A 24,952-nucleotide genomic window follows, 5' to 3' on the forward strand; every position below is an offset into this window, starting at 1 on the left:
ATTATGGCTACACATTTTCATAAAAAACCGAATCTTTATCCTGCTCATGTTCAATTAAAAGTTTCTGACTTAGTACGTTCGATCGAATACTACACAACAGTTATCGGCTTTAAAGTATTACAGCAAACAGAAACGGAAGCATACTTGACAGCAGACGGACAAACAAGCTTAGTATCACTAGTCGAAGTACAAAATGCTCAGCCACTTAAACAAGGCTTTGCAGGTTTATACCACTTAGCATTACTATTACCCTCTCGCAAGGACTTAGGAAACATCGTACAGCATTTTGTTAATCTGAATGTTCGTATTGGGGCAGCAGATCATGATGTTTCAGAAGCACTTTACTTAAACGATCCGGATGGAAATGGTATCGAAATTTATATCGACCGTCATGAATCGGAATGGACTTGGAATCAGGACGAACAAGTCCATATGGTGACAGAACAGCTGAATTTCCAGCCGATTTTAGCAGCTGCAGACGGCAATTGGAACGGCTTGCCTGCTGACACTGTTATGGGGCATGTACACTTATCCGTAGTAAACCTGGACAAATCGGAGCAGTTTTATACAAATGTATTGGATTATAATGTCGTGACTCGTTACGGTGCACAGGCGCTGTTCGTATCAACAGGTAAATATCATCACCATTTCGGCTTAAATACTTGGAACAGCAACAACGGCCATGCTCCAACAAACGATATGGTCGGTTTAAAATCCTTTACGGTCGTGTTAAAAGATGCGCAGTATGCAGAAGAAGTAAAACAAAGCCTGATAACTAACGGCTTCATCGTTGAAAACTTTGCAGAAGCACCAGCACACGGGGGTACTCAGCTATTCTCAACAGTGGATCCAAATGGTTTACGTATTGTATTTACATTAGAGGGTGAATAATTACCGGTAACCTAAAGCAAGAGCCCGAAAAATTTTTCGGGCTCTTTTTTGAAACTTTCTTTTCTATCCTACGTATACATAATTAATTACAATTAACGGAGGAATTCATTTGTCACTATTTAATAAAGTTTTAGCAAGTGTTGGTATAGGAGCTGCAAAAGTTGATACAAAATTGCACAAATCAACTTACACGTTGAATGAAAATATTTCAGGTGTTGTAGAAATCATCGGTGGTAGCACGGAACAGCAAATTGATGCAATCTATCTAACACTTCATACAAACTTTATCCGCGAAATCGATGATAAAAAGATTAAAGATGAAGCGGTGCTGCACAAATACAAATTAAATGAGCCATTCACAATTCAGGCAGACGAAAAACGCCAAATTCCATTTTCATTCTCCCTGCCCCCTGTTGTTCCGGTAACGACCGGCAACTCGCGTGTATGGATTCAAACAGGCTTAGATATTAAAAATGCGGTCGATCCTAAAGATAAAGACTTTATCGAGATTCAGCCGACTCGTCTTGCGAACGGTGTGTTAACTGCCATTCAAAACATGGGCTTCCGGTTGCGTAAAGTAGATAACGAACAAGCCCCTTCTTATTTACGCCGCCAAACACCGATTGTACAGGAATTTGAGTTTACACCGACAAACAACACGTATCGCCGGTATCTAGACGAACTTGAAGTTGTCTTTTTACATCAATCATCAAACTCAGTCGAAATTTTAGTGCAAGTAGACCGACGTGCCCGCGGGCTTGGAGGTTTTTTATCCGAAGCGCTCGATATGGATGAGAGCTTCATCCGTCTCACATTATCCGAACACGACAATATCCAGGCAAAGCTTGAGCAAGTAATTAAAACGAAGATGAAATAATCAAAAGGCAAGAAGCATCAGTCGCTTCTTGCCTTGTTTTATTTTAAACCTGGATAGTTTTGTTGTCTTAGTACTTCGTAAATCACAATTGCCGCTGTATTTGATAAATTCAGTGAGCGGATATGGTCACTTTGCGGGATGCGCAGGCACATATCGGCACGTTCTTTTGCAAACTCCTTTGGCAAGCCAGTCGTTTCTCTTCCGAACATAAAGTAAAGGTCACGCTCTGAATTGCTGAAATCATGTGTCGTAAACGGCTCATCACTATATGTCTCAATTAAATACACATCGCCATCTTTACTGTACTCGATAAAATCTTCTAAAGAATCATGGTAAACGACATTCACGTGTTCCCAATAATCCAATCCAGCACGCTTCAGCATTTTGTCATCTGTTGAAAAGCCCAATGGACGGATCAAATGTAATGATGTATTCGTTCCAGCACAAGTACGGGCAATGTTGCCTGTGTTTGCCGGGATTTCTGGTTGATATAATACGATATGGTTTGGCACTTCTGATCCTTCTCTCTTAATGATTTAACATTGCTAGCCCTTTATCAATCTCCGCCAGCACTTCTTCATCCTGCTCTGTTTTTTTTGCAGCTATTAAAATCTCCACTGCCCCATCCGTTCCGATTTTTCCGATTGCCCATGCAGCGGTCCCTCTTAATACAGGACGCTCATCTTTTTGCAGTACTTGAACTAAATCAGGCATCGCCGCTTCTTCTTTAAAATGGGCCAGCGCTAAAATGGCATTGCGCTGAATCGGCTTTTTGCCGCGCCATGAGCCGGATACATGACCAAACTTTGCCTTAAATTCCTTATTGGAAATAGATAAAAGAGGCTGTAGTAAAGGTTTTGCGATTTCAGGATCGGGAGTGAATTCATCATGGATCCAGTTCAGCTTTCCTTTATTTTTCGGGCACACTGTCTGACATGTATCACAGCCATACAAACGGTTTCCGATTTTTGCCCGAAACTCATCCGGTAAAAATCCTTTCGTTTGAGTTAAAAAGGCAATGCACCGCTGTGAATTCAGCTGCCCAGGTGCAACGATCGCTCCAGTTGGACATACATCAATACATAATGTACAGTCTCCGCATTCATCCTCCATCGGTGTGTCAGGGGCAAACGGGATATTCGTGATAATCTCGCCTAAATAGACGTACGAACCAAACTCCGGTGTAATGATCGAACAATTTTTGGCGCTCCAGCCGATACCTGCCCGTTCTGCAACTGCACGATCTACTAGTTCCCCAGTATCGACCATCGATTTCACCTTTACATTTGGCACACGTTCATGCAGCCATGCTTCAATGAGCTGCAGACGTTCACGAACAGCTGTATGATAGTCAATCCCCCATGAAGCACGGCAAAAAATACCGCGGCGCTCCCCTTTTTTTCCCTGCGGGGCATCTTGCATGCGTGAAGGATAGGCAATCGCGATCGCAATAATACTTTCTGCTTCATCTAATAATTTTAAAGGCTCTGTACGCAGCTCTATATTTGCTTCTTCAAAGCCTGATTGGTATGCTAATTGTTGCTGACGACGCAGACGGTTTTTCAATTCATGAAACGGAGCAGCGGTCGTAAATCCTATTTTATCAACACCAATAGATGCTGCGTATTTCACTAATTCTTCTTGAAGTTGATGAACTTTCATTTCACATACTCCTTTCAAATGATACAATAATTATAAACTTATTCCGTATTACATATTTTAGTATTTCTCCCATTAAAAACAATGTAAGAAGGTGTTCTCATGAATATTTCAATAAATGAAGCTCTTTTTTCTGTCAATGAGCAATTAAAAATTGGCCTTATCCATTATAGCAAAATTATCGTCGAAGAATCTCCTCAAATGATTAAAGGTCGCACACAACTTTATCAGGAAAATCTATATCTGGAATTACAGGAAACACCTGTGACAGAACGTCCTGGTATTAAAGAGTGGCGCCAGCTTTGGAAGGCTTTTGGCGGGGACCCGAACCGGTACCGTCACTCTGCGGAAAGCTTAATGCGCCGTATCGCCAAACAGCAATATTTAGCACCGTTCCATTCGGCTGTTGATCTAAATAACTTCTTCTCCCTGCAATACGAAATACCTGTTGGCATTTATGATGCAGAAAGTATTGATGGTAATGTGGAAATCAATGTCGGCAATGCATCGACAGGCTATGAAGGAATTAATGGACGCTTTAATTCATTAGATAACATCATCCATGCCAAGGATGCAATCGGTCCATTCGGCAGCCCCTTTGTTGATTCAAAAAGAACGGCAGTGACAGAAGCTACGACAAATGCGCTGCAAATCTTTTATTTACGCCCTTCCCTCAGTGGAAAGGAAGCTGCTGAACTACTAGGCAGTGCAGGAAACATGTTTACACAAATTAGCGGTGGCGAATATGAAGTACATATTCTTTCAAGGGAAAATTCAAAAGTTCATATTTAAGGAGTGAAATCGTTTGACTATTAACTTAGCTGAGGCAGTAAAACTAAAAAGTATCATTACGAAAAGAATCCAGGAACGAACAATACAAGTACATTCATTAACACATGCTATTATTGAAAAAGGCGAACAGCCGAAAACACCTGATTATACACTCGAAATGCTTGAAGCCGAGTTAAAAGAGCTTCGTTATGATTCACGTAAACTTGATGCCCTGATCTACCGGGCTAATATCGACAATACTATTGTGTTTAAAGATGAGGAAATGCCTATTGTAGAGGCGATTGAACTTGCGAGTCAATTACGTGCAGAAGCACAATTTTGCAAAAACCTTGGTTCTGAGGAAAAAGAGGCTTTCTACCATAATTCCGGTGATGCCATACTTTACCGTGTAGCATTGTATGATCCAATGACATACCGAAACCGTGCAAATGAGCTTGAAAAGGAAGCACATCGCCTTTCCAATTTAATTAATGCCAAAAACTATCAAGTTGAAATTGAATTTGATGACAGCAACTATTTCTAAACCTAGGGCGGTGAGACTCCAAACTAGGTAATAACGGGCGATTTTTGCTTCGGCATCCCCAACTAATGGTCAAACCGATGACCCTTTACCGTTTACACTGTTACCTTTCACACATAACCAACTATAGTAAAAGCTAACACAATCGTAATTGAGTATTTTTGCTCGCCCGTTATTAAAAGACACCTGCTCACTTACACGTGAAAAGGTGTCTTTGCTTTTTATTTCATCTAAATCCTACTCTACACCCGGTAAAATGCTTAATGTCTTTTCATCTGCATCTAATAATACGTCCACACCTAATGGAATCGCAATATTAGGCTCGCAATGACCAATTTTGAACCCTGCTACTGCCGGTTTGTTAAACGGCTTCAAATACCCTTCTATTACCTTCAGCACATCTTCATAGCTGTATGTATCATCCGGCATATTAAAGTCTGCTATTACAAAGCCTGCTGCAAGCTCCAGCTTTCTTGAAAGACGAAGCTGATTCAGCATTAAATCAATTTGCTCGATTGTTTCACCTAAATCTTCAAGTAGTAAAATTTTATTGCGCACATCAATTTCAAATTTAGTTCCAAGTGTGCTGACAATACGGTTTAAATTTCCGCCTGTCAATTCGCCGCGTACAGTTCCCGGTATAATTGTCGTAAGAGGTGAAATGCTTTCTGTATACTGAATTTCAATCGGCTGGAATAGCTGCTGGAACATTTTTTTAGAAAGAGGGTCCAGTTCCCCTTTTGGACTAGACAGCATCGGACCATGGAATGTCACTAAATTTGCAAACTCGTTTACTTGTGTATGTAAAGTCGTCACATCGGAAAAGCCCCAAATTATTTTCGGATTGTCCTCGATTAATGGATAGCTTATCTTATCGATGATTCTTGAGATTCCGTAGCCGCCCTTCACTAAAAAGACTGCCTTCACTTCCGGATCAACAATCATTTGGTGAAAGTCTTTAATCCGCTCCTCGTCGGAACCTGCCAAATAGCCTTCGTATGCCTGTACCGTATTACCAAGCTTATACTTTAAACCTAATTCCTCTAAAAACGCTAATTTATCCCCTAATGATTCTATATTAAGCGGACTACTTAAATTAACTAATCCGACTGTATCGCCATGCTGTAACCTTGCTGGTCGAATTTTCATGCTAATGACCTCCTTTTGCTTCTGTCGTTATTGTATCATAGCGTTTTATGTAAAGCGCATTGCAAATTCCATGTGGTTGTCCTTATAATAGATAAAATCAATTTCCAATATAAGGAGATGCTCAATAATGAAATTTCCACCACAGCTACTGCTCATTTTGGCTACTTTATTGTGGGGCGGCAACTTTGTAATTGGACGAGCTGTTTCAGGAGATATTCCTCCGATTACACTTGCCTTTTTACGTTGGATTGTCGCCTTTCTCGTATTTTTCCCAATCGCTTACAACCGGACGAAAAAAGAATGGCCTGCGCTGAAACAGCATTGGGGTGCTGTCATCATTTTAGCAATAACAGGAGTTGCCGCATTCAATACACTCGTCTACATCGGCTTGCATGATACAACATCCATTAATGCATCTTTAATGAATTCATCAACACCGATTATTATATACATACTGAGCTTTATCTTTTTAAAAGAACGGTTAACGAAGTTCCAAATGATCGGCACACTGCTTTCTTTAGCCGGAGTGCTCTTTATTATATCCGGAGGCTCATTACAAATCCTGCTTTCATTTTCATTCAACAAAGGGGACTTGATCGTTTTGATTGCGGTAGTGTGCTGGAGTTTCTATTCATTACTCATTAAAAAGTACGCAGGTAAGCTGCCGGGTTATTCTACGTTTTTAGTGACGATTGCAATCGGAGCTATTATGTTACTGCCGTTCGCAGTATATGAACTACTAACAACATCACAAGCAATCGTATGGAACGCTTCGACAATTGGGGCGATTTTTTATGTAGGGATCATTGCTTCGATAGTTGCCTTTTTAAGCTGGAACAATGGCGTTGTCTCATTAGGAGCAAACAAAGCAGGAATCTATCTAAACTTCATTCCTCTATTTGCCACAATCTTTGCTGTACTGTTTTTAAATGAGCAACTCCTCATCGCTCAAGTAATCGGAGGCATTGCGGTAATTACAGGAGTATTTATTTCATCGATCAAATAAAGGAGTGCACAATGTATGCACTCCTTTACCTTATTTTACATCTGTATAAATAACCGTCACATCTGGATGGTTGTGCAGTGCGCTCGCAGGGAAATCTTCTGTTACGACACCGCTGCGTAAACGTTCAAATGCCTCCTGTTTTGATGCACCTGAAATTAATAATACAATCTTTTTAGAACTTAAAATCGTTTTGATTCCCATTGTAATGGCATGTGTCGGCACATCATCAATTGAATCAAAATAGACTTGATTCGCTTCACGTGTAGACTGTGCAAGCTCTACAATATTTGTACCTAAATCAAAAGGAGTTCCAGGTTCATTAAAACCGATATGTCCATTTACACCAATTCCTAAAAGCTGTATATCAATATTTCCTGCCGCATTAATCAATGCATCATATTCAGCGGCAGCTTTTTCTAAATTCGACTTATTACCAGCTGGTAAATAAATATTTTCCCGTTTCATATCGATATGATTAAACAGGTTATAGTCCATATAATAATGGTAGCTCGCTTCATTTGCCGGATTAATACCGATATATTCATCCAAGTTGAAAGACTTTGCCTGTTTAAAAGATATTTCGCCTGCCTTATACGCAGCTACAAGCTTTTTATAAAAGCCTTCCGGGGTACCTCCTGTAGCCATTCCAAATACCGTTGAACTATCCTTTTTTAATTGATCTATAAAAATCGTTGCGGCAATTTTACTCAACTCATCATAGTTTGCCGCTTCAATCCACTTCAAATTTGTTGCTACATTCATTTGTTTAATTCCCTACTTCCTCGCTATTTTCCATAATTTATATCACTTAAATAAAATACGTTTTTTTAAAATTCATTCCTAACATCACTATGTTAATTTTATAGTAAATAATTTTAATACGCCAGAAAAAACGTGCAGGATTTTCTGGAAAACATACTAATTTCCTTTGTATATAATATGATATTCTCCCATACTAATCTCCCAATATTCCGTACGCAGACTTTATTTTTCTCATTATCATATAAAAGAATCGATGAATCTATTCTTTCCTAATTTCACTTATAAATACCACTGTTGAAGTCGGATTCTATAATCTATTCTATGCTCTTTAAAAAGATTATGGGACTTTATATATCGATTATAAAAATAAAAAAAGACTTCACAGTATGAACTGTGAAGTCTTTTTTTCAGATACCGAGTGTGGGACTTGAACCCACACGCCTCGCGGCAACGGATTTTGAGTCCGTCGTGTCTGCCATTCCACCAACTCGGCAAAATAAGGTAAAAAAAAATCGGTTTCTCCGATTAAATAAAATATGGAGGCGGCAACCGGATTTGAACCGGTGATAAAGGTGTTGCAGACCTGTGCCTTACCACTTGGCTATGCCGCCATATTTGGAGCGGAAGACGAGGTTCGAACTCGCGACCCCCACCTTGGCAAGGTGGTGTTCTACCACTGAACTACTTCCGCAAAATAAAAAAATGGCTGGGGTACCTGGATTCGAACCAGGGCATGACGGAATCAAAATCCGTTGCCTTACCGCTTGGCTATACCCCAAATATTTAAATTATGATATAGAATGGGGCGACTGATGGGAATCGAACCCACGAATGCCTGAACCACAATCAGGTGCGTTAACCACTTCGCCACAACCGCCACTATATTATAATTTTAACACTTAAACCTAAATAAAAATGGGGCGACTGATGGGAATCGAACCCACGAATGCCTGAACCACAATCAGGTGCGTTAACCACTTCGCCACAACCGCCACTATATTATTTTAAGTATTTTTAAGTTATTTGGCAGGGGCAGTAGGAATCGAACCCACACTGACGGTTTTGGAGACCGTAGTTCTACCTTTAAACTATGCCCCTATCAAAAGGATGGTGGAGGGGGACGGATTCGAACCGCCGAACCCTAAGGAGCGGATTTACAGTCCGCCGCGTTTAGCCACTTCGCTACCCCTCCAGGTAATGGTGCCGGCGAAAGGAGTCGAACCCTCGACCTACTGATTACAAGTCAGTTGCTCTACCAACTGAGCTACACCGGCAAAAATATGGTGGGTTTGGACGGAATCGAACCGCCGACACTTAGAGCTTCAATCTAATGCTCTACCAACTGAGCTACAAACCCACAAATTAATTTTTTAAAAAAATGGCGGTCCCGACCGGGATCGAACCGGCGATCTCCTGCGTGACAGGCAGGCATGTTAACCGCTACACCACGGGACCATTTGGTTGCGGGGGCAGGACTTGAACCTGCGACCTTCGGGTTATGAGCCCGACGAGCTACCACTGCTCCACCCCGCGATAATACTATTTGTTTAATGGTGGAGGATGACGGGCTCGAACCGCCGACCCCCTGCTTGTAAGGCAGGTGCTCTCCCAGCTGAGCTAATCCTCCAATGCTGGATACTACTTATGTATCTTTTGGTGACCCGTACGGGATTCGAACCCGTGTTACCGCCGTGAAAGGGCGGTGTCTTAACCACTTGACCAACGGGCCTCTTTATAAATTAAGCCTGGCGGAGAGTAAGGGATTTGAACCCTTGATGCAGGGTTACCCGCATACACGATTTCCAATCGTGCTCCTTCGGCCACTCGGACAACTCTCCAAGATTTAATGGCTCCGAAGGCAGGACTCGAACCTGCGACCTGCCGGTTAACAGCCGGATGCTCTACCAACTGAGCTACTTCGGAATAATTCTATAACAGCCTAGCGACGTCCTACTCTCACAGGGGGAAGCCCCCAACTACCATCGGCGCTAAAGAGCTTAACTTCCGTGTTCGGTATGGGAACGGGTGTGACCTCTTTGCCATCATCACTAGACTATTTAATCGAAAGACATTATTTATTATATCATACTTTTCTTATTTGTCAAGTATTTTTATAATAATTTTTCATTCTTTCAAAACTGGATAAACGTTTCATTGAATTGAGCAATAAAATGTGGTTAAGTCCTCGACCGATTAGTATTCGTCAGCTGCATGCGTCACCGCACTTCCACCTCGAACCTATCTACCTGATCGTCTTTCAGGGGTCTTACTTACTTGCGTAATGGGAAATCTCATCTTGAGGGGGGCTTCATGCTTAGATGCTTTCAGCACTTATCCCGTCCATACATAGCTACCCAGCGATGCCTTTGGCAAGACAACTGGTACACCAGCGGTATGTCCATCCCGGTCCTCTCGTACTAAGGACAGCTCCTCTCAAATTTCCTACGCCCACGACGGATAGGGACCGAACTGTCTCACGACGTTCTGAACCCAGCTCGCGTACCGCTTTAATGGGCGAACAGCCCAACCCTTGGGACCGACTACAGCCCCAGGATGCGATGAGCCGACATCGAGGTGCCAAACCTCCCCGTCGATGTGGACTCTTGGGGGAGATAAGCCTGTTATCCCCGGGGTAGCTTTTATCCGTTGAGCGATGGCCCTTCCATGCGGAACCACCGGATCACTAAGCCCGTCTTTCGACCCTGCTCGACTTGTAGGTCTCGCAGTCAAGCTCCCTTATGCCTTTACACTCTACGAATGATTTCCAACCATTCTGAGGGAACCTTTGGGCGCCTCCGTTACTCTTTAGGAGGCGACCGCCCCAGTCAAACTGTCCGCCTGACACTGTCTCCTACCCCGCTAAGGGGCATGGGTTAGAAGTTCAATACAACCAGGGTAGTATCCCACCGACGCCTCCTTCGAAGCTGGCGCTCCGAGATCTCTGGCTCCTACCTATCCTGTACAAGTTGTACCAAAATTCAATATCAGGCTACAGTAAAGCTCCACGGGGTCTTTCCGTCCTGTCGCGGGTAACCTGCATCTTCACAGGTACTATAATTTCACCGAGTCTCTCGTTGAGACAGTGCCCAGATCGTTACGCCTTTCGTGCGGGTCGGAACTTACCCGACAAGGAATTTCGCTACCTTAGGACCGTTATAGTTACGGCCGCCGTTTACTGGGGCTTCAATTCACAGCTTCGCTTGCGCTAACCGCTCCTCTTAACCTTCCAGCACCGGGCAGGCGTCAGCCCCTATACGTCACCTTACGGTTTTGCAGAGACCTGTGTTTTTGCTAAACAGTCGCCTGGGCCTATTCACTGCGGCTTCTCTAGGCTATGCACCCAAAGAAGCACCCCTTCTCCCGAAGTTACGGGGTCATTTTGCCGAGTTCCTTAACGAGAGTTCTCTCGCACACCTTAGGATTCTCTCCTCGACTACCTGTGTCGGTTTGCGGTACGGGCACCTCTCACCTCGATAGAGGCTTTTCTTGGCAGTGTGAAATCAGGAACTTCGCTCATACGAGCTCGTCATCACAGCTCAACGTTATAGTATGCGGATTTGCCTACATACACGCCTTACTGCTTGAACACGCGCAACCAACGGCGTGCTTACCCTATCCTACTGCGTCCCCCCATTTCTCAAACGGTGAGGAGGTGGTACAGGAATATCAACCTGTTGTCCATCGCCTACGCCTATCGGCCTCGGCTTAGGTCCCGACTAACCCTGAGCGGACGAGCCTTCCTCAGGAAACCTTAGTCATACGGTGCATGGGATTCTCACCCATGTTTCGCTACTCATACCGGCATTCTCACTTCTAACCGCTCCACCAGTCCTTCCGGTCTGACTTCAACGCTGTTAGAACGCTCTCCTACCACGCATACTCAAAGTATGCATCCACAGCTTCGGTGAATCGTTTAGCCCCGATACATTTTCGGCGCAGCGTCACTCGACCAGTGAGCTATTACGCACTCTTTAAATGATGGCTGCTTCTAAGCCAACATCCTGGTTGTCTAAGCAACGCCACATCCTTTTCCACTTAACGATTACTTGGGGACCTTAGCTGGTGGTCTGGGCTGTTTCCCTCTTGACTACGGATCTTATCACTCGCAGTCTGACTCCCGTGTATAAATATCCGGCATTCGGAGTTTGTCTGAATTCGGTAAAGCGAGATGCCCCCCTAGTCCAAACAGTGCTCTACCTCCGGTATTCTCAATCACGAGGCTAGCCCTAAAGCTATTTCGGAGAGAACCAGCTATCTCCAGGTTCGATTGGAATTTCTCCGCTACCCACACCTCATCCCCGCACTTTTCAACGTGCGTGGGTTCGGGCCTCCAGTGAGTGTTACCTCACCTTCACCCTGGACATGGGTAGATCACCTGGTTTCGGGTCTACGACCACGTACTAATTCGCCCTATTCAGACTCGCTTTCGCTGCGGCTCCGTCTTCTCAACTTAACCTCGCACGTAATCGTAACTCGCCGGTTCATTCTACAAAAGGCACGCTATCACCCATTAACGGGCTCTAACTACTTGTAGGCACACGGTTTCAGGATCTATTTCACTCCCCTTCCGGGGTGCTTTTCACCTTTCCCTCACGGTACTGGTTCACTATCGGTCACTAGGTAGTATTTAGCCTTGGGAGATGGTCCTCCCGGATTCCGACGGAATTTCACGTGTTCCGCCGTACTCAGGATCCACTCTGGAGGGAATGAACTTTTGACTACAGGGCTTTTACCTTGTTTCGCGGACCTTTCCAAGTCGCTTCGTCTAATTCATTCTTTTGTAACTCCGTATAGAGTGTCCTACAACCCCAAAGAGCAAGCTCTTTGGTTTGGGCTCTTCCCGTTTCGCTCGCCGCTACTCAGGGAATCGAATTTTCTTTCTGTTCCTGCAGGTACTTAGATGTTTCAGTTCCCTGCGTCTGTCTTCAACACGCTATGAATTCACGTGAAGATACTATCCGATTAAAGATAGTGGGTTCCCCCATTCGGAAATCCCCGGATCAAAGCTTACTTACAGCTCCCCGAGGCATATCGGTGTTAGTGCCGTCCTTCATCGACTCCTAGTGCCAAGGCATCCACCGTGCGCCCTTATTAACTTAACCAAAAGTTAACACTTAGATCAGAGATCTAAGATTTAAGTTTACACGTCAATTGCTTGACTTGTTTAAAAATCTATAAAATAGAAATTTGATTTATTGCTTTCAATGTCGTTTTATCCAGTTTTCAAAGAACGAAGCAGCTGACTTCAATCACATCGTGAGAAGCTTCACTGATTTTGCTTCATGCAGCTTTGCGACGTAAGCGCAAGCGTCAGGAGCAAGGTTTGAAGTATTTCATTCATTTAAGAATGAACCTTCAAAACTGAACAGCAACCGTTAATGTTTCATTCCCCGAAGGAATGATTCCGAAAAATCCTTAGAAAGGAGGTGATCCAGCCGCACCTTCCGATACGGCTACCTTGTTACGACTTCACCCCAATCATCTATCCCACCTTCGGCGGCTGGCTCCATAAAGGTTACCTCACCGACTTCGGGTGTTACAAACTCTCGTGGTGTGACGGGCGGTGTGTACAAGGCCCGGGAACGTATTCACCGCGGCATGCTGATCCGCGATTACTAGCGATTCCGGCTTCATGTAGGCGAGTTGCAGCCTACAATCCGAACTGAGAACGGTTTTATCGGATTAGCTCCCCCTCGCGGGTTGGCAACCGTTTGTACCGTCCATTGTAGCACGTGTGTAGCCCAGGTCATAAGGGGCATGATGATTTGACGTCATCCCCACCTTCCTCCGGTTTATCACCGGCAGTCTCCTTAGAGTGCCCAACTGAATGATGGCAACTAAGAATAAGGGTTGCGCTCGTTGCGGGACTTAACCCAACATCTCACGACACGAGCTGACGACAACCATGCACCACCTGTCACCGTTGCCCCCGAAGGGGAAACTATGTCTCCATAGTGGTCACCGGGATGTCAAGACCTGGTAAGGTTCTTCGCGTTGCTTCGAATTAAACCACATGCTCCACCGCTTGTGCGGGCCCCCGTCAATTCCTTTGAGTTTCAGTCTTGCGACCGTACTCCCCAGGCGGAGTGCTTAATGCGTTAGCTGCAGCACTGAGGGGCGGAAACCCCCCAACACTTAGCACTCATCGTTTACGGCGTGGACTACCAGGGTATCTAATCCTGTTTGCTCCCCACGCTTTCGCGCCTCAGTGTCAGTTACAGACCAGACAGTCGCCTTCGCCACTGGTGTTCCTCCAAATCTCTACGCATTTCACCGCTACACTTGGAATTCCACTATCCTCTTCTGCACTCAAGTTCCCCAGTTTCCAATGACCCTCCCCGGTTGAGCCGGGGGCTTTCACATCAGACTTAAGGAACCACCTGCGCGCGCTTTACGCCCAATAATTCCGGACAACGCTTGCCACCTACGTATTACCGCGGCTGCTGGCACGTAGTTAGCCGTGGCTTTCTAACAAGGTACCGTCAAGGTAGCGCCAGTTACTACGCTACTTGTTCTTCCCTTGCAACAGAGTTTTACGAACCGAAATCCTTCTTCACTCACGCGGCGTTGCTCCATCAGACTTTCGTCCATTGTGGAAGATTCCCTACTGCTGCCTCCCGTAGGAGTCTGGGCCGTGTCTCAGTCCCAGTGTGGCCGATCACCCTCTCAGGTCGGCTACGCATCGTTGCCTTGGTGAGCCGTTACCTCACCAACTAGCTAATGCGCCGCGGGTCCATCTTATAGTGACAGCCGAAACCGTCTTTCAACTTTCAAACATGTGTTAAAAAGTATTATTCGGTATTAGCCCCGGTTTCCCGGAGTTATCCCAATCTATAAGGTAGGTTACCCACGTGTTACTCACCCGTCCGCCGCTAAAATTTTAAAGGTGCAAGCACCAATAAAATTTCCGCTCGACTTGCATGTATTAGGCACGCCGCCAGCGTTCGTCCTGAGCCAGGATCAAACTCTCCATAAAAGTAGTTTGAAAGCTCATTTGCTTTGCTAGCGATTCAACTTCGTTAGAAGTTGAAATCTATTGTTTGCTTCATTTAAGAAGCTTGTTTCATTAACGTTGCTTGTTCAGTTTTCAAGGTTCATTTTGTTTCGTTGTCGTTTTAGCGACTTCTCTAATTTAACATCTCTGTTTCTTTTTGTCAACAACTTTTTTGAAAAAGTTTTTCAAGGAAATTCGAGAAGGTAATTTAGTTGTTTTCGAGTACGTCTTAGCGACATTTAATATATTACAATACTTCTTATGATTTCGTCAACACTTTTTATAAAAAAATTTCAGAGCGTTTTTAAACGCTCTGATTAATATACTATAACCCATACTCAGATTCAATATATTGTCTGTCTACATAATAGTTCCTGTGGAATATCGCTTCGTTTTTGGCAATAACCGTTTCAACCAATATTAACTCTCTTTCAATTAAATATTCAACGAACACTTCCAAGTCAACAGAGTAATAACTTAACTCCGGATGGTCATGCAGCTGTTGAATCGTCCACGAAGATTGTGCAAGCATTGTTTCCAGAATATGTTGCGCCCCATCAGTAGTTCTGGAATTAATTAAAAACTCGCCAGCTAAAAATAATAACTCCAGACGCTTTTCTAGACTTTCGTTACTCATAATCAATTCTTCATATAATTTATAGATGGCTGGATCATTTCGTTTTACCTGGGCCCATACTGTAACTTCCGGGTAATGCCCACTATCGATAATCGATAATCTCCCTAAATGATGCAATGAAGCAACTACATGATTATAAGCATCTAAAAAATGACCATCTTCAAATAATTCTTTTCCTTCTTTATAACGGCGGATTAACTTGGCAAACTGTATACCTGTTTTTAATTTACGACCGAAGAATGGGAACTCTTGCAATTCAGAACGCAGCTTATATAGAAACTCATTGCGGTCAAACATAACTTTTCCGTGGAAAAGCCAATCGACCAAGCGCTTATTTGAACCAATGAAAATCCATTTACGCAACCGTTCCTCCGTTAAAATATGCATCACCATTTTTGCTTCACCATATGAATAGTGTTTCGAATAAATAGGCTTATCACTTTCTTTTACAATAATTAAAAGAACCGAATCAAATGTATCGGTCATATTCTCAGCACCTTCACGCTTGTTTATCAATATTACTCCAAGCGTTTCCGGCTGACTTGCACGTTCCTGATAAATCGGTCTTAAAATATGTTCCATTGTTATCCCCCTATAAAATTTACCTTCTATATATTGTCATTGTAGATGCTATAAGATAAATTAACTATTGTTACGTCGATAAACTTTCAACCATGCTGAAAGTCCATCATTTCCTTAAATTAAATAATAGAAATCTCGTTATTTTTTCTTTCGCCATTAGTTTATAAAAACCCTTCATTTAAACATTTTAAATAGTATTACAGGATATTTAAAAGCCGCCTAAATCTTTCCTGTCTACTAATTTATATCCAATTTATGTTATAGTATATTTCAGATTAGGAGGCAATTGAAATGAAAAAATATAATAGTAAAATTAATAAGATCCGCTCTTTTGCATTATCCCTTATTTTCATCGGCTTCGTTATTATGTATGGTGCAATCTTTTTCAAAAATAATCAAATACTTGTATTAATCTTCATGACAATTGGACTTCTTTGTATAATCGGCAGTACAGCTGTATACGGCTGGATAGGATTGCTGTCTACAAAGGCCGTGCAAGTCGTCTGTCCGGAATGCGGGAAATGGACAAAAGTTTTAGGTCGTGTGGATATTTGTATGTATTGCAATGAACCACTCACTTTAGATCCTGCATTGGAAGGAAAAGAATTCAATCAAGAGTACAATAAAAATTAAATGTTCGGCAATGCTGGAGAAAAAGTATTCAAACTTTTTGCTCCAGCTTTTTTCATATAAAAAAACCTAGCAACAACCGTTACTAGGTTAAACTATTATTGAACTTTTGTTGCACCGACTGCAATACAGTCAGGACATGTACCATAGACTTCTAAACGGTGCGAATTAACTTGAAAGCCTGTTACTTGCGAAGCAAACTGCTCCACTTCATTTAATCCGGGATAGTGGAAGTCTACAATTTTACCGCAGCCATCACAAATCATGTGATAATGGTCGCCCGTTACGAAATCGAAACGACTCGCTGCATCTCCATAATTAAGCTCTTTTACTAAGCCTACTTCACGAAAGACACGTAAATTATTATAAACTGTTGCTACACTCATATTAGGAAACTTATCGCAAAGCGCCTTGTATATATCATCAGCTGTTGGGTGAATCATACTTTGAATTAAATATTCCAAAATCGCATGACGCTGAGGAGTAATTCGTACACCAGTAGTCTTTAACGTGTCCAGCGCATCCTTCAAATGCAATTCAGACATCGTCATGCACCCCTTTTCATACATATTATTAATTTGTAATTGTTATAATTAGTGTAGCGAATTTGTCCATACATTGTCAACAATTGCTTATTCCAATCGAAATAAAAGTATTTGATAGAAAGGCTAATTGAAAATGAAAGCGATTAAAGGCTTATTCTTTCATATAGTATTCTCAATTAGTACCCTCTTAGAATATCCATCTTATTTTCTAGATCACGTTCCCCGTTCAACCATTTTTTCAGGCTTGGTTTAAAAATATCGAGACTGCGCTCTAAGTAACGCGATGAATGACTAGAAAAATGTGGTGAAAGTGTTACATTGTTCAAGTCCCATAGCAGGCTATCTGCCGGTAATGGCTCAATTTCATATACGTCCAATACAGCATGCCCAATTAACTTGTCTTGCAAAACACCGACAAGTGTATCTGTTTCTACTAAGTCTCCCCGCCCGAAATTCATAAAGATAGCAGAACTCTTCATCAGTTCAAAATGCTCTCGAGTCAGCATATGCTTCGTTTCCTTTGTAGATGGCAGCATTGAAAGAATAATATCCGCTTTTGGTAGCTGCTCTTTTAAATCATCCAGCTTATACGTCTCATTCATATACGGTGCTTCTTTGCCTGAGCGGTTACAGCCAATTGTATGAACATCAAATGCCTGCAGAATCCGTCCTACTTCTCCACCGATTGCACCCGGACCGATAATTAAGGCTGTACTTCCATTTAACTCTGTCGGACGCGCCTTTTTATTCCATTCTTTCTTCTGCTGTTGCTCGTAAATAAACGGCAATACACGTTTCAAGGATAAAATATGAGCTAAAATTGACTCAGTCATCGGCTTCTTATGTATCCCGCGCACATTCGAAACGAGTATATTACGTTTCGCGATTGCTTCTGCCGGCATCTTTTCGATTCCAGCAGATGCTACAAAAATCCATTCCAATTTGTCTGCATGCTGCAAATGCTCTTTCTTTAAGTCTTCCCCATAGGTTACTAAAATTTCTGATTGAGCAAGTTTCCCCACATCCAGTTTCGTATCAAATAAAAAATCTGCTTGAGGAAACTCCGCCAGAAGCGGCTGTTTCAGATCCTCGCGTGGTTCAAATGTAAAATAAATCGTTACCATCAGTGATCCCCCTTTGTGCACATATTATTTTGTGCCATTTTTTAAATAGTTTAACACATCTTCAATATGGTTTTTCACCCGTACTTTTCGCCACTCTTTTTCAACAATACCCTCTTCATTAATTAAAAACGTTGTACGCTCAATGCCCATATATTCTTTTCCGAAGTTTTTCTTCAATGTCCATACACCATATTTCTCCGCAACTTCATGGTTCTCATCCACTAATAACGAAAACGGTAATCCGTGCTTTTCAATAAACTTGGTATGTTTCGCTGCATCATCCAAACTCACACCTAAAATTACAGCATTCAAATCTGAAAAGTCCTCATATTTGTCGCGGAAGTCGCAAGCCTGTGTTGTACAGCCCGGTGTTAAATCTTTCGGGTAAAAATAGAGAATAACATTTTTGCCTTTATAGTCTTCCAGCGAAATCAATTTCCCCTCCTCGTTTTGCAATGTAAATGCTGGTGCTTGTACTTTTTCTAATGTCATGTATTTTCCCTCCAAATTTTCTTCTATGATACAAAACAATGCCCGTTGCTTCAATTTCTTTGGCGTTCCCTTTCATTACATACTACAATAGATATGAAATCATTTCATGTAACCTATTTTGGAGGAATAAATTATGAATCATACTAAATCTGAACAGCTTCATGCAGAAGCACTCGAACATATCGTTGGCGGGGTTAATAGTCCATCCCGTTCTTATAAAGCAGTGGGCGGCGGCGCACCTGTTGTCATGGTCCGCGGTAAAGGAGCATACTTTTGGGATGTGGACGGTAATCGTTACATCGATTATTTAGCAGCCTATGGACCGATCGTTACAGGGCATGGTCATCCGCATATCGCAAAAGCTATCGCCCATGCCGCAGAAACAGGTGTATTATTCGGTACACCGACAGAGCATGAAATCAAATTCGCAAAAATGTTAAAAGAAGCAATTCCTACATTGGATAAAGTACGTTTTAACAACTCCGGTACAGAAGCCGTGATGACATGTGTCCGTGTAGCACGCGCATTTACAGGCCGTACAAAGATCATTAAATTTGCCGGCTGCTATCACGGTCACTTCGACCAAGTACTTGTTGCTGCGGGATCAGGTCCAGCAACATTAGGTTCGCCTGACTCTGCCGGTGTTCCTCATGCTGTCGCTACGGAAGTAATTACAGTTCCTTTTAACAATAAGGAACAATTCACATTAGCAATGGAAAAATGGGGTAATGATGTTGCAGGGATTTTAATCGAGCCAATCGTTGGTAACTTTGGAATTGTTGAACCGCATAAAGGATTTTTGGAACATGTACATGCATTGGCAAAAGAGTATGGTGCCTTAACAATCCACGATGAAGTTATCACAGCTTTCCGTTTCCACTACGGGGCAGCACATACAATGCTCGGCTTAACTCCGGACTTAGTCGCAATGGGGAAAGTAATCGGCGGTGGTCTGCCAATCGGTGCATATGGTGGTCGTAAAGAAGTAATGGAAACAGTCGCTCCACTAGGTCCTGCATACCAAGCAGGTACAATGGCTGGAAATCCTGCAAGTATGCAAGCAGGGATTGCATGTCTTGAAGTGTTACAGCAACCGGGGATTTATGAAGAAATGGATCGCTTAGGTGCTCTTCTAGAAGAAGGTATTTTAGCTGCTGCCAAAAAACATAATGTTACGATTACATTAAACCGTTTAAAAGGCGCGTTCGCTATTTACTTTACTGATGTAAACGTGGAAAACTATGAGCAAGCGGAAAATACGGACGGGGAAAAGTTCGGTCGCTTCTTTAAATTAATGTTATCTCAAGGCATCAACTTAGCCCCTTCAAAATATGAAGCATGGTTCTTAACGACAGAACATACAGAAGCAGATGTAGAAGAAACATTAAAAGCAGTAGATTACGCATTTTCTCAACTTTAATAAAAACTGCCGCTATATATTTTATAGCGGCTTCTCTTCATTGACTCCCTCAGAAAGGAGGAAAAGAACATGAAACTAGGTGCACGCGTTTTAAAAACGGGTGTTGCAATTGTTTTCGCCTTATTTTTAGCTCAAATACTAAATGTACCCTCACCTGTGTTTGCTGCAATTGCTGCTGTATTCGCAATCCAGCCTTCTATTTACCGCTCTTATCTTACAATTTTAGAGCAAATACAGGGTAATATAATCGGCGCTACCATTGCTGTCCTATTCGGTCTCATTTTCGGACATCATATCGTGGCTGTCGGTATTGCCGCTATTGTTGTCCTTGGCATTATGATGAAGCTAAAGCTCGAAAAATCCGTTTCACTGGCACTCGTAACGATGATTGCCATTATGGAAGTACCGGGCGATGATTTTCTAATGTTTGGTTTAATCCGATTTAGTACTGTCATGCTGGGTGTTTTTGCTGCTTTCGTTGTCAATATGTTATTTGTACCGCCTAAATACGAAATAAAATTATTTAAAATGATTAACTCTGTCCAGGATGATATCATTCGCTGGACACGTTTAGCCGTTCGCCAGGCTAGTGAACATACTTCAACAAAAATGGCTGTAAGTAAATTGCAGTCCCGACTAAATGAAATTGATACAATGTATGGTTTTTTCAAAGAAGAACGCAGCTATTTCAAAAACCGGAAGTATGTGAAAGCCCGAAAACTGGTTATTTACCGCCAAATGTTATTAACTTCGAAAAAAAGCTATGAGTTGCTCGTTCGTCTGCATAAACATGAAAATGAGCTCGGGAAGTTACCAAGTAAATTCCAAGTAATTATTCAAGAACGTTTAGACTTCTTGCTAACCTACCACGAACAACTGTTATTGAAGTATACCGGGAAGCTGAGGCCAGAACATTCAAAATGGACACGTCACGAGGAATATTTGCAAGGCAGTGAGCTAATGGAGCAGTTTATCAAACAGATCGCCCTTGCTCAGGAAGAGGCGGCAGAAGATGAGCAGTTTTCAAGCTACCATCTGCTTTATATTTTATCGCGGATATTAGATTACGAGGAAAACCTGGAGCATCTTGATACGTTGATAGTTTCTTATCGCAGCTTCCATAGTGAAGAAAAAAACCTCGACTTGGAATCAGAGTTCTACTAAATAAAAAGAAGGTGTGCATTTTTCGCACACCTTCTTTTTAACTTTTCATCTTCGGATCAAGTGCATCCCGCAATCCGTCACCCATAAGGTTAAAGCCGATTACTGTGAGCATAATCGCCAGTCCCGGGAAAATCATCGCCCATGGTGCGTTCATTAAAAACATCCGCGCATCTGCAAGCATTTTCCCCCACTCCGGCTGAGGAGCTTCTGCACCAAGTCCTAAAAACCCGAGTGCTGCCGCTTCGATAATCGCTGTCGCAATCGCCAATGTTCCCTGAACAATTACGGGAGTCATCGAGTTCGGCAAAATATGCTTCCATAATATCCGGGAGTTTTTCATACCGATAGCTTTTGCGGCATGAATATACTCTTCTTCTTTTATACTAAGCACCCGCGACCGGATCAGTCGGCCAAAGTTCGGTATATTAATAACCGCAATCGCAATTAATGCATTTTGCAATGATGGGCCTAAAATCGATACAATTGCGATCGCCAATAAAATACTTGGAAACGCAAGCATAATATCAAAGATTCGTGAAATAATCGTATCAACCCAACGACCATAATAGCCTGCAATAATCCCTAAAAAACTGCCGGCAACTGCAGAGATTAACACAGCCGATAAACCAACTGTTAACGAAATACGGGCCCCATGTAAAATTCGCGAAAATATATCACGGCCTAAATCATCTGTTCCAAACCAGAAATCAGCAGATGGAGGCTGCAGACGCATACTTAAATTTTGCTCATTTATACCTTGTGGTGCAAACAAAGGGCCGAATATTGCCAGAAGCACAAAAAATAACACAATTGCACTGCCGAACAGCGCAGACTTACTTTTCTTGAAATTCGTCCACGCCTCTTGCCATGGTCCTTTTACTCGTTCTTCTTTAATTCGCTGAACTCGATTTTGTATAATTTCAGCCATGCTATGCGCCTCCTCTCTAGTTGTATTTAATGCGCGAATCAATCACCGTATATAAAAGGTCAACAATCAGGTTAATCATTACGAATAAAAAGGCAACAATTAAAATACCTGACTGGATGACAGGATAATCACGGAATCCTATCGCTTCGTATATATAGCGGCCAATTCCCGGCCAACTGAAAATCGTTTCCGTTAAGATGGCACCGCCTAACAGCATGCCCGTTTGTAAGCCGACTACTGTCAATACAGGAATCAACGCATTTTTCAATGCATGCTTATAAACAACGACAAACATTTTTTGACCTTTTGCCCGCGCTGTACGAACATAATCAGAACGCATTACTTCCAACATTGAGGCTCTTGTCATTCGTGCAATAATCGCCGTCGGAATTGTTGCAAGTGCAATGCCAGGTAATAATAAGTGCTTTAACACAACAATAAATTGATCAAACCGGCCTTGCCATAATGTATCAATCAAGTAGAAGTGGGTAATGGCCATAACAGGATCCCGCACTTCTTCCCGTCCCGATGTCGGTAACCAGCCCAGCTGAATACCGAATGCCCATTGCTCCATTAAACCTAACCAGAAAATCGGCATCGAAACACCGATTAAAGCAATCACCATCGCTAAGTAATCAAACCATGAATTTTGAAACCATGATGAAATAATCCCTGCATTTACTCCAACGATAATTGCGATAATCATCGCGAAAAATGCCAGTTCAAATGTAGCAGCTAAATAAGGCCACATTTCAGAAGAGATCGGCTGCCTCGTTCTTAATGACTCTCCCAAATCTCCCGTTACAATCCCTTTCAAATAATCGAAATATTGAATATACCACGGATTATCAAGGCCAAGTTTCAGGCGAAGTGCCGCGATTGCATCAGCAGTAGCTTGCTGTCCTAAAATGACTTGTGCTGGATCCCCGGGAATGGCACGGATAATAAGAAATACTAAAAAAGTCATTCCAAGTAATACAGGAATTAAATGCAGTAGACGTTTGCCAATGTAGTGAAGCATGCTCTTCACCCCTTTTATGAATGTATGGTTCTACTAGTTGAAAAAAGGAGAGGAATATTCCTCCCCTTTCAAAGAATTCTCTATTACTCCATTGAAACTTTATCCAATTTATCAGAACCTGTTGGATGAGGCTTGAAGTCCTTTACACCTGCTTTTGCTGCTAATAACGGTGTAGAGTGAGCAAGCGGAACCCATGGAGCATCATCATGAATGATTTCCTGTGCTTTTTTGTATAACTCATTACGCACATTTTCATCTGTTTCCGACTGTGCCTGAATTAATAGCTCATGCACTTCTTCATTAGAATAGAACGCATAGTTGTTTGAACCGATATTATCTTTGTCTAATAATGTGTAAATGAAGTTGTCAGCATCTCCATTGTCACCAGTCCAGCCAAGCATGAATGCATCTGCTTCACCGTTTTTCGCTTTTTCTAAATATGTTGCCCATTCAAAAGTAACGATTTTCGATGGGATTCCAACATCTTCTAAGTTCTTCTGGATAACTTCCGCCACTTTCGCTCCGTCCGGCATATATGGACGAGGAACCGGCATTGCCCATAACTCAATTTCTTTTCCGTCATAGCCAGCTTCAGCTAATAAAGATTTCGCTTTTTCCGGATCATACGGATATGGAGAAATTGCATCATTGTAGCCGCTAATTGAAGATGGCATCGGGTTTGCCGCCACTTCTGCACGTCCTTCAAAGAACGCATCAACAATCGCCTGTTTATCGATTGCATAGTTAACTGCTTGACGTACCAGTTTGTTATCAAACGGTGCGCGTGTATTCGTCAAACCTAAATAACCAATGTTCATTGATGGACGTTCAATCAGTTGTAAAGTAGAATCACCTTCCACTGTTTTACCGTCTGAAGGGTTAATACCATCAGCTAAATCGATATTGCCTGCCATTAATTCATTTAAACGAGCAGAGTTATCCGGAATAGAACGGAAGATAACTTTATCTAATTTCGGTAAACCTTCTTGCCAGTAATCTTCAAACTTCTCAATCGTGATTGAGTCATTACGTTTCCAGTCTGTAAATTTAAATGGACCTGTACCTACAGGATTGTCGCCGAATTTATCGCCTGCTGCTTCAAATGCAGTGGGTGAACCAATTCCGAACGGGCTCATCGCCAAGTTTTTAAGGAATGGTGCCTGCGGACGAGAAAGTGTGAATACAACTGTATGATCCCCTTCTGCCGTTACATCTTTAATAATATCTTCGCCCTCTGCTTTAAACATAGAGTTGAAATAGTAGTAATCTTCCTCTTTTCCACCTTTCCAGCGATTGATATTTTTAATAACCGCGTCTGCATTGAAGTCTGTGCCGTCATGGAATTTGACGCCTTCTTGAAGCTGGAATGTGTAAGTTAAACCATCTTCACTTACTTCCCATTCTTTTGCCAGTCCAGGGTTGATTGTTGTATCTTGCTCCCCAAAGTTTAGTAATGTTTCAAATACGTTTTGTGTAACTTTAAACGATTCGCCATCTGTTACGATACCTGGATCAAGTGAAACAGAATCTGCTCCACGACCAAATACTAATACTTGAGGTGTTGAAGAACTTGAATTGTCTGTCGTATTGCTGTCTGTATTTGTACTTGAATCGTTATTTGTTTCTGATGATGACGTTTCTGCATCGTCAGCACCACAAGCAGCTAAAAATAATGACATTATTAATAGCATCATTAGACTTACTAAATACAATTTACCTTTCCTCAATAAAAAAACCCCCTAGACTTTTTAATCTATTA

19 protein-coding genes, 16 tRNA genes and 3 rRNA genes are annotated in these 24,952 nt (G+C 42.3%); 8 read left to right on the top strand and 30 right to left on the bottom strand.

Annotated features, from left to right (window positions below; all coding sequences use genetic code 11):
- Window positions 1-3 precede the first annotated feature (3 nt).
- Window positions 4-891 (top strand): VOC family protein, encoded by an 888-nt coding sequence (locus tag MHB58_RS17240; RefSeq protein WP_340735713.1) that lies wholly within the window; start codon window positions 4-6, stop codon window positions 889-891.
- A 109-nt stretch (window positions 892-1,000) separates the two neighbouring features.
- Complete coding sequence (locus tag MHB58_RS17245) at window positions 1,001-1,768, top strand: sporulation protein (protein ID WP_340735714.1); 768 nt, start codon at window positions 1,001-1,003, stop codon at window positions 1,766-1,768.
- Between the two features lie 38 nt (window positions 1,769-1,806).
- On the opposite strand, the gene trmL is transcribed toward MHB58_RS17245, so the two are convergent.
- Both trmL and queG read right to left on the bottom strand, forming a co-directional pair.
- On the bottom strand, window positions 1,807-2,280 hold the full coding sequence (gene trmL / locus MHB58_RS17250) for a tRNA (uridine(34)/cytosine(34)/5-carboxymethylaminomethyluridine(34)-2'-O)-methyltransferase TrmL (protein ID WP_014822725.1): 474 nt from the start codon (window positions 2,278-2,280) through the stop codon (window positions 1,807-1,809).
- 16 nt (window positions 2,281-2,296) lie between these two features.
- Window positions 2,297-3,430 carry a tRNA epoxyqueuosine(34) reductase QueG gene (gene queG, locus MHB58_RS17255; RefSeq protein ID WP_340735715.1) on the bottom strand — a complete coding sequence of 378 codons (1,134 nt, stop codon included), beginning with the start codon at window positions 3,428-3,430 and terminating at the stop codon, window positions 2,297-2,299.
- A 99-nt stretch (window positions 3,431-3,529) separates the two neighbouring features.
- On the opposite strand from queG, the gene MHB58_RS17260 reads away from it, so the two are divergent.
- Together MHB58_RS17260 and MHB58_RS17265 are read left to right on the top strand one after the other, a co-directional pair.
- Window positions 3,530-4,219: a B3/B4 domain-containing protein gene (locus MHB58_RS17260; RefSeq protein WP_340735716.1), complete on the top strand. Its 690-nt coding sequence runs from the start codon at window positions 3,530-3,532 to the stop codon at window positions 4,217-4,219.
- 13 nt (window positions 4,220-4,232) lie between these two features.
- Entirely contained in the window at window positions 4,233-4,742 is a 510-nt protein-coding gene (locus tag MHB58_RS17265; protein ID WP_339263219.1) for a DIP1984 family protein, read from the top strand.
- A 234-nt stretch (window positions 4,743-4,976) separates the two neighbouring features.
- On the opposite strand, the gene MHB58_RS17270 is transcribed toward MHB58_RS17265, so the two are convergent.
- Window positions 4,977-5,888 (bottom strand): S66 peptidase family protein, encoded by a 912-nt coding sequence (locus MHB58_RS17270; RefSeq protein ID WP_340735717.1) that lies wholly within the window; start codon window positions 5,886-5,888, stop codon window positions 4,977-4,979.
- Window positions 5,889-6,015: 127 nt separating this feature from the next.
- Here MHB58_RS17270 and MHB58_RS17275 point away from each other — a divergent pair, with 127 nt between their 5' ends.
- Window positions 6,016-6,894, top strand: a complete 879-nt coding sequence (locus MHB58_RS17275) for a DMT family transporter (protein WP_340735718.1) — start codon at window positions 6,016-6,018, stop codon at window positions 6,892-6,894.
- Between the two features lie 30 nt (window positions 6,895-6,924).
- On the opposite strand, the gene nagB is transcribed toward MHB58_RS17275, so the two are convergent.
- From nagB to MHB58_RS17380, 21 genes are all read right to left on the bottom strand, one after another.
- Complete coding sequence (gene nagB, locus MHB58_RS17280) at window positions 6,925-7,656, bottom strand: glucosamine-6-phosphate deaminase (RefSeq protein WP_340735719.1); 732 nt, start codon at window positions 7,654-7,656, stop codon at window positions 6,925-6,927.
- 412 nt (window positions 7,657-8,068) lie between these two features.
- Window positions 8,069-8,149 (bottom strand) — tRNA-Leu (locus MHB58_RS17285).
- A 44-nt stretch (window positions 8,150-8,193) separates the two neighbouring features.
- Window positions 8,194-8,267, bottom strand: a tRNA-Cys gene (locus MHB58_RS17290).
- Between the two features lie 5 nt (window positions 8,268-8,272).
- A tRNA-Gly gene (locus tag MHB58_RS17295) sits at window positions 8,273-8,347 on the bottom strand.
- 12 nt (window positions 8,348-8,359) lie between these two features.
- A tRNA-Gln gene (locus MHB58_RS17300) sits at window positions 8,360-8,434 on the bottom strand.
- Between the two features lie 23 nt (window positions 8,435-8,457).
- Window positions 8,458-8,533, bottom strand: a tRNA-His gene (locus MHB58_RS17305).
- A 39-nt stretch (window positions 8,534-8,572) separates the two neighbouring features.
- A tRNA-His gene (locus MHB58_RS17310) sits at window positions 8,573-8,648 on the bottom strand.
- A gap of 32 nt (window positions 8,649-8,680) precedes the next feature.
- Window positions 8,681-8,754 (bottom strand) — tRNA-Trp (locus MHB58_RS17315).
- Between the two features lie 10 nt (window positions 8,755-8,764).
- Window positions 8,765-8,848: transfer RNA gene (locus tag MHB58_RS17320), tRNA-Tyr, on the bottom strand.
- Between the two features lie 6 nt (window positions 8,849-8,854).
- Window positions 8,855-8,930, bottom strand: a tRNA-Thr gene (locus MHB58_RS17325).
- Window positions 8,931-8,937: 7 nt separating this feature from the next.
- Window positions 8,938-9,013 (bottom strand) — tRNA-Phe (locus MHB58_RS17330).
- A gap of 22 nt (window positions 9,014-9,035) precedes the next feature.
- Window positions 9,036-9,111 (bottom strand) — tRNA-Asp (locus MHB58_RS17335).
- 3 nt (window positions 9,112-9,114) lie between these two features.
- Window positions 9,115-9,189 (bottom strand) — tRNA-Met (locus tag MHB58_RS17340).
- An 18-nt stretch (window positions 9,190-9,207) separates the two neighbouring features.
- Window positions 9,208-9,283: transfer RNA gene (locus tag MHB58_RS17345), tRNA-Val, on the bottom strand.
- Between the two features lie 27 nt (window positions 9,284-9,310).
- Window positions 9,311-9,385, bottom strand: a tRNA-Glu gene (locus MHB58_RS17350).
- Between the two features lie 17 nt (window positions 9,386-9,402).
- Window positions 9,403-9,494 (bottom strand) — tRNA-Ser (locus tag MHB58_RS17355).
- A 9-nt stretch (window positions 9,495-9,503) separates the two neighbouring features.
- A tRNA-Asn gene (locus tag MHB58_RS17360) sits at window positions 9,504-9,579 on the bottom strand.
- Window positions 9,580-9,593: 14 nt separating this feature from the next.
- Window positions 9,594-9,709, bottom strand: a 5S ribosomal RNA gene (rrf, locus tag MHB58_RS17365).
- A 120-nt stretch (window positions 9,710-9,829) separates the two neighbouring features.
- Window positions 9,830-12,758, bottom strand: a 23S ribosomal RNA gene (locus tag MHB58_RS17370).
- Between the two features lie 317 nt (window positions 12,759-13,075).
- Window positions 13,076-14,632: ribosomal RNA gene (locus MHB58_RS17375) — 16S ribosomal RNA — on the bottom strand.
- Together the 16S, 23S and 5S rRNA genes with 16 tRNA genes alongside form the textbook arrangement of a ribosomal RNA operon.
- Before the next feature lie 343 nt (window positions 14,633-14,975).
- Window positions 14,976-15,869: a nucleotidyltransferase-like protein gene (locus MHB58_RS17380; RefSeq protein ID WP_340735720.1), complete on the bottom strand. Its 894-nt coding sequence runs from the start codon at window positions 15,867-15,869 to the stop codon at window positions 14,976-14,978.
- Between the two features lie 291 nt (window positions 15,870-16,160).
- On the opposite strand from MHB58_RS17380, the gene MHB58_RS17385 reads away from it, so the two are divergent.
- Window positions 16,161-16,502, top strand: a complete 342-nt coding sequence (locus MHB58_RS17385; protein ID WP_008405748.1) for a YgzB family protein — start codon at window positions 16,161-16,163, stop codon at window positions 16,500-16,502.
- A gap of 95 nt (window positions 16,503-16,597) precedes the next feature.
- Here MHB58_RS17385 and perR read toward each other — a convergent pair whose 3' ends face one another.
- The 3 genes from perR to bcp all read right to left on the bottom strand — a co-directional run bounded on the left by perR (window position 16,598) and on the right by bcp (window position 18,660).
- Window positions 16,598-17,044, bottom strand: a complete 447-nt coding sequence (perR, locus tag MHB58_RS17390) for a peroxide-responsive transcriptional repressor PerR (protein ID WP_039966829.1) — start codon at window positions 17,042-17,044, stop codon at window positions 16,598-16,600.
- Window positions 17,045-17,220: 176 nt separating this feature from the next.
- Complete coding sequence (locus MHB58_RS17395; RefSeq protein WP_340735721.1) at window positions 17,221-18,168, bottom strand: D-2-hydroxyacid dehydrogenase; 948 nt, start codon at window positions 18,166-18,168, stop codon at window positions 17,221-17,223.
- 24 nt (window positions 18,169-18,192) lie between these two features.
- Entirely contained in the window at window positions 18,193-18,660 is a 468-nt protein-coding gene (gene bcp / locus MHB58_RS17400) for a thioredoxin-dependent thiol peroxidase (RefSeq protein ID WP_008405743.1), read from the bottom strand.
- 133 nt (window positions 18,661-18,793) lie between these two features.
- On the opposite strand from bcp, the gene MHB58_RS17405 reads away from it, so the two are divergent.
- Both MHB58_RS17405 and MHB58_RS17410 read left to right on the top strand, forming a co-directional pair.
- On the top strand, window positions 18,794-20,080 hold the full coding sequence (locus tag MHB58_RS17405; RefSeq protein WP_340735722.1) for a glutamate-1-semialdehyde 2,1-aminomutase: 1,287 nt from the start codon (window positions 18,794-18,796) through the stop codon (window positions 20,078-20,080).
- A gap of 69 nt (window positions 20,081-20,149) precedes the next feature.
- Entirely contained in the window at window positions 20,150-21,244 is a 1,095-nt protein-coding gene (locus MHB58_RS17410) for an FUSC family protein (protein WP_008405739.1), read from the top strand.
- Window positions 21,245-21,281: 37 nt separating this feature from the next.
- Here the strand turns inward: MHB58_RS17410 and nikC are convergent, their stop codons facing one another.
- The 3 genes from nikC to MHB58_RS17425 form a co-directional block, all read right to left on the bottom strand.
- Entirely contained in the window at window positions 21,282-22,172 is an 891-nt protein-coding gene (nikC, locus tag MHB58_RS17415) for a nickel transporter permease (protein ID WP_008405738.1), read from the bottom strand.
- A 16-nt stretch (window positions 22,173-22,188) separates the two neighbouring features.
- Window positions 22,189-23,193 carry an ABC transporter permease gene (locus MHB58_RS17420; RefSeq protein WP_340735723.1) on the bottom strand — a complete coding sequence of 335 codons (1,005 nt, stop codon included), beginning with the start codon at window positions 23,191-23,193 and terminating at the stop codon, window positions 22,189-22,191.
- A gap of 83 nt (window positions 23,194-23,276) precedes the next feature.
- On the bottom strand, window positions 23,277-24,920 hold the full coding sequence (locus MHB58_RS17425) for an ABC transporter substrate-binding protein (RefSeq protein ID WP_340735724.1): 1,644 nt from the start codon (window positions 24,918-24,920) through the stop codon (window positions 23,277-23,279).
- Window positions 24,921-24,952: the final 32 nt, after the last annotated feature.

Origin of the sequence: Solibacillus sp. FSL K6-1554 (genome assembly GCF_038005185.1) — a bacterium.
GTDB classification, from domain to species: Bacteria; Bacillota; Bacilli; order Bacillales_A; family Planococcaceae; genus Solibacillus; species Solibacillus silvestris.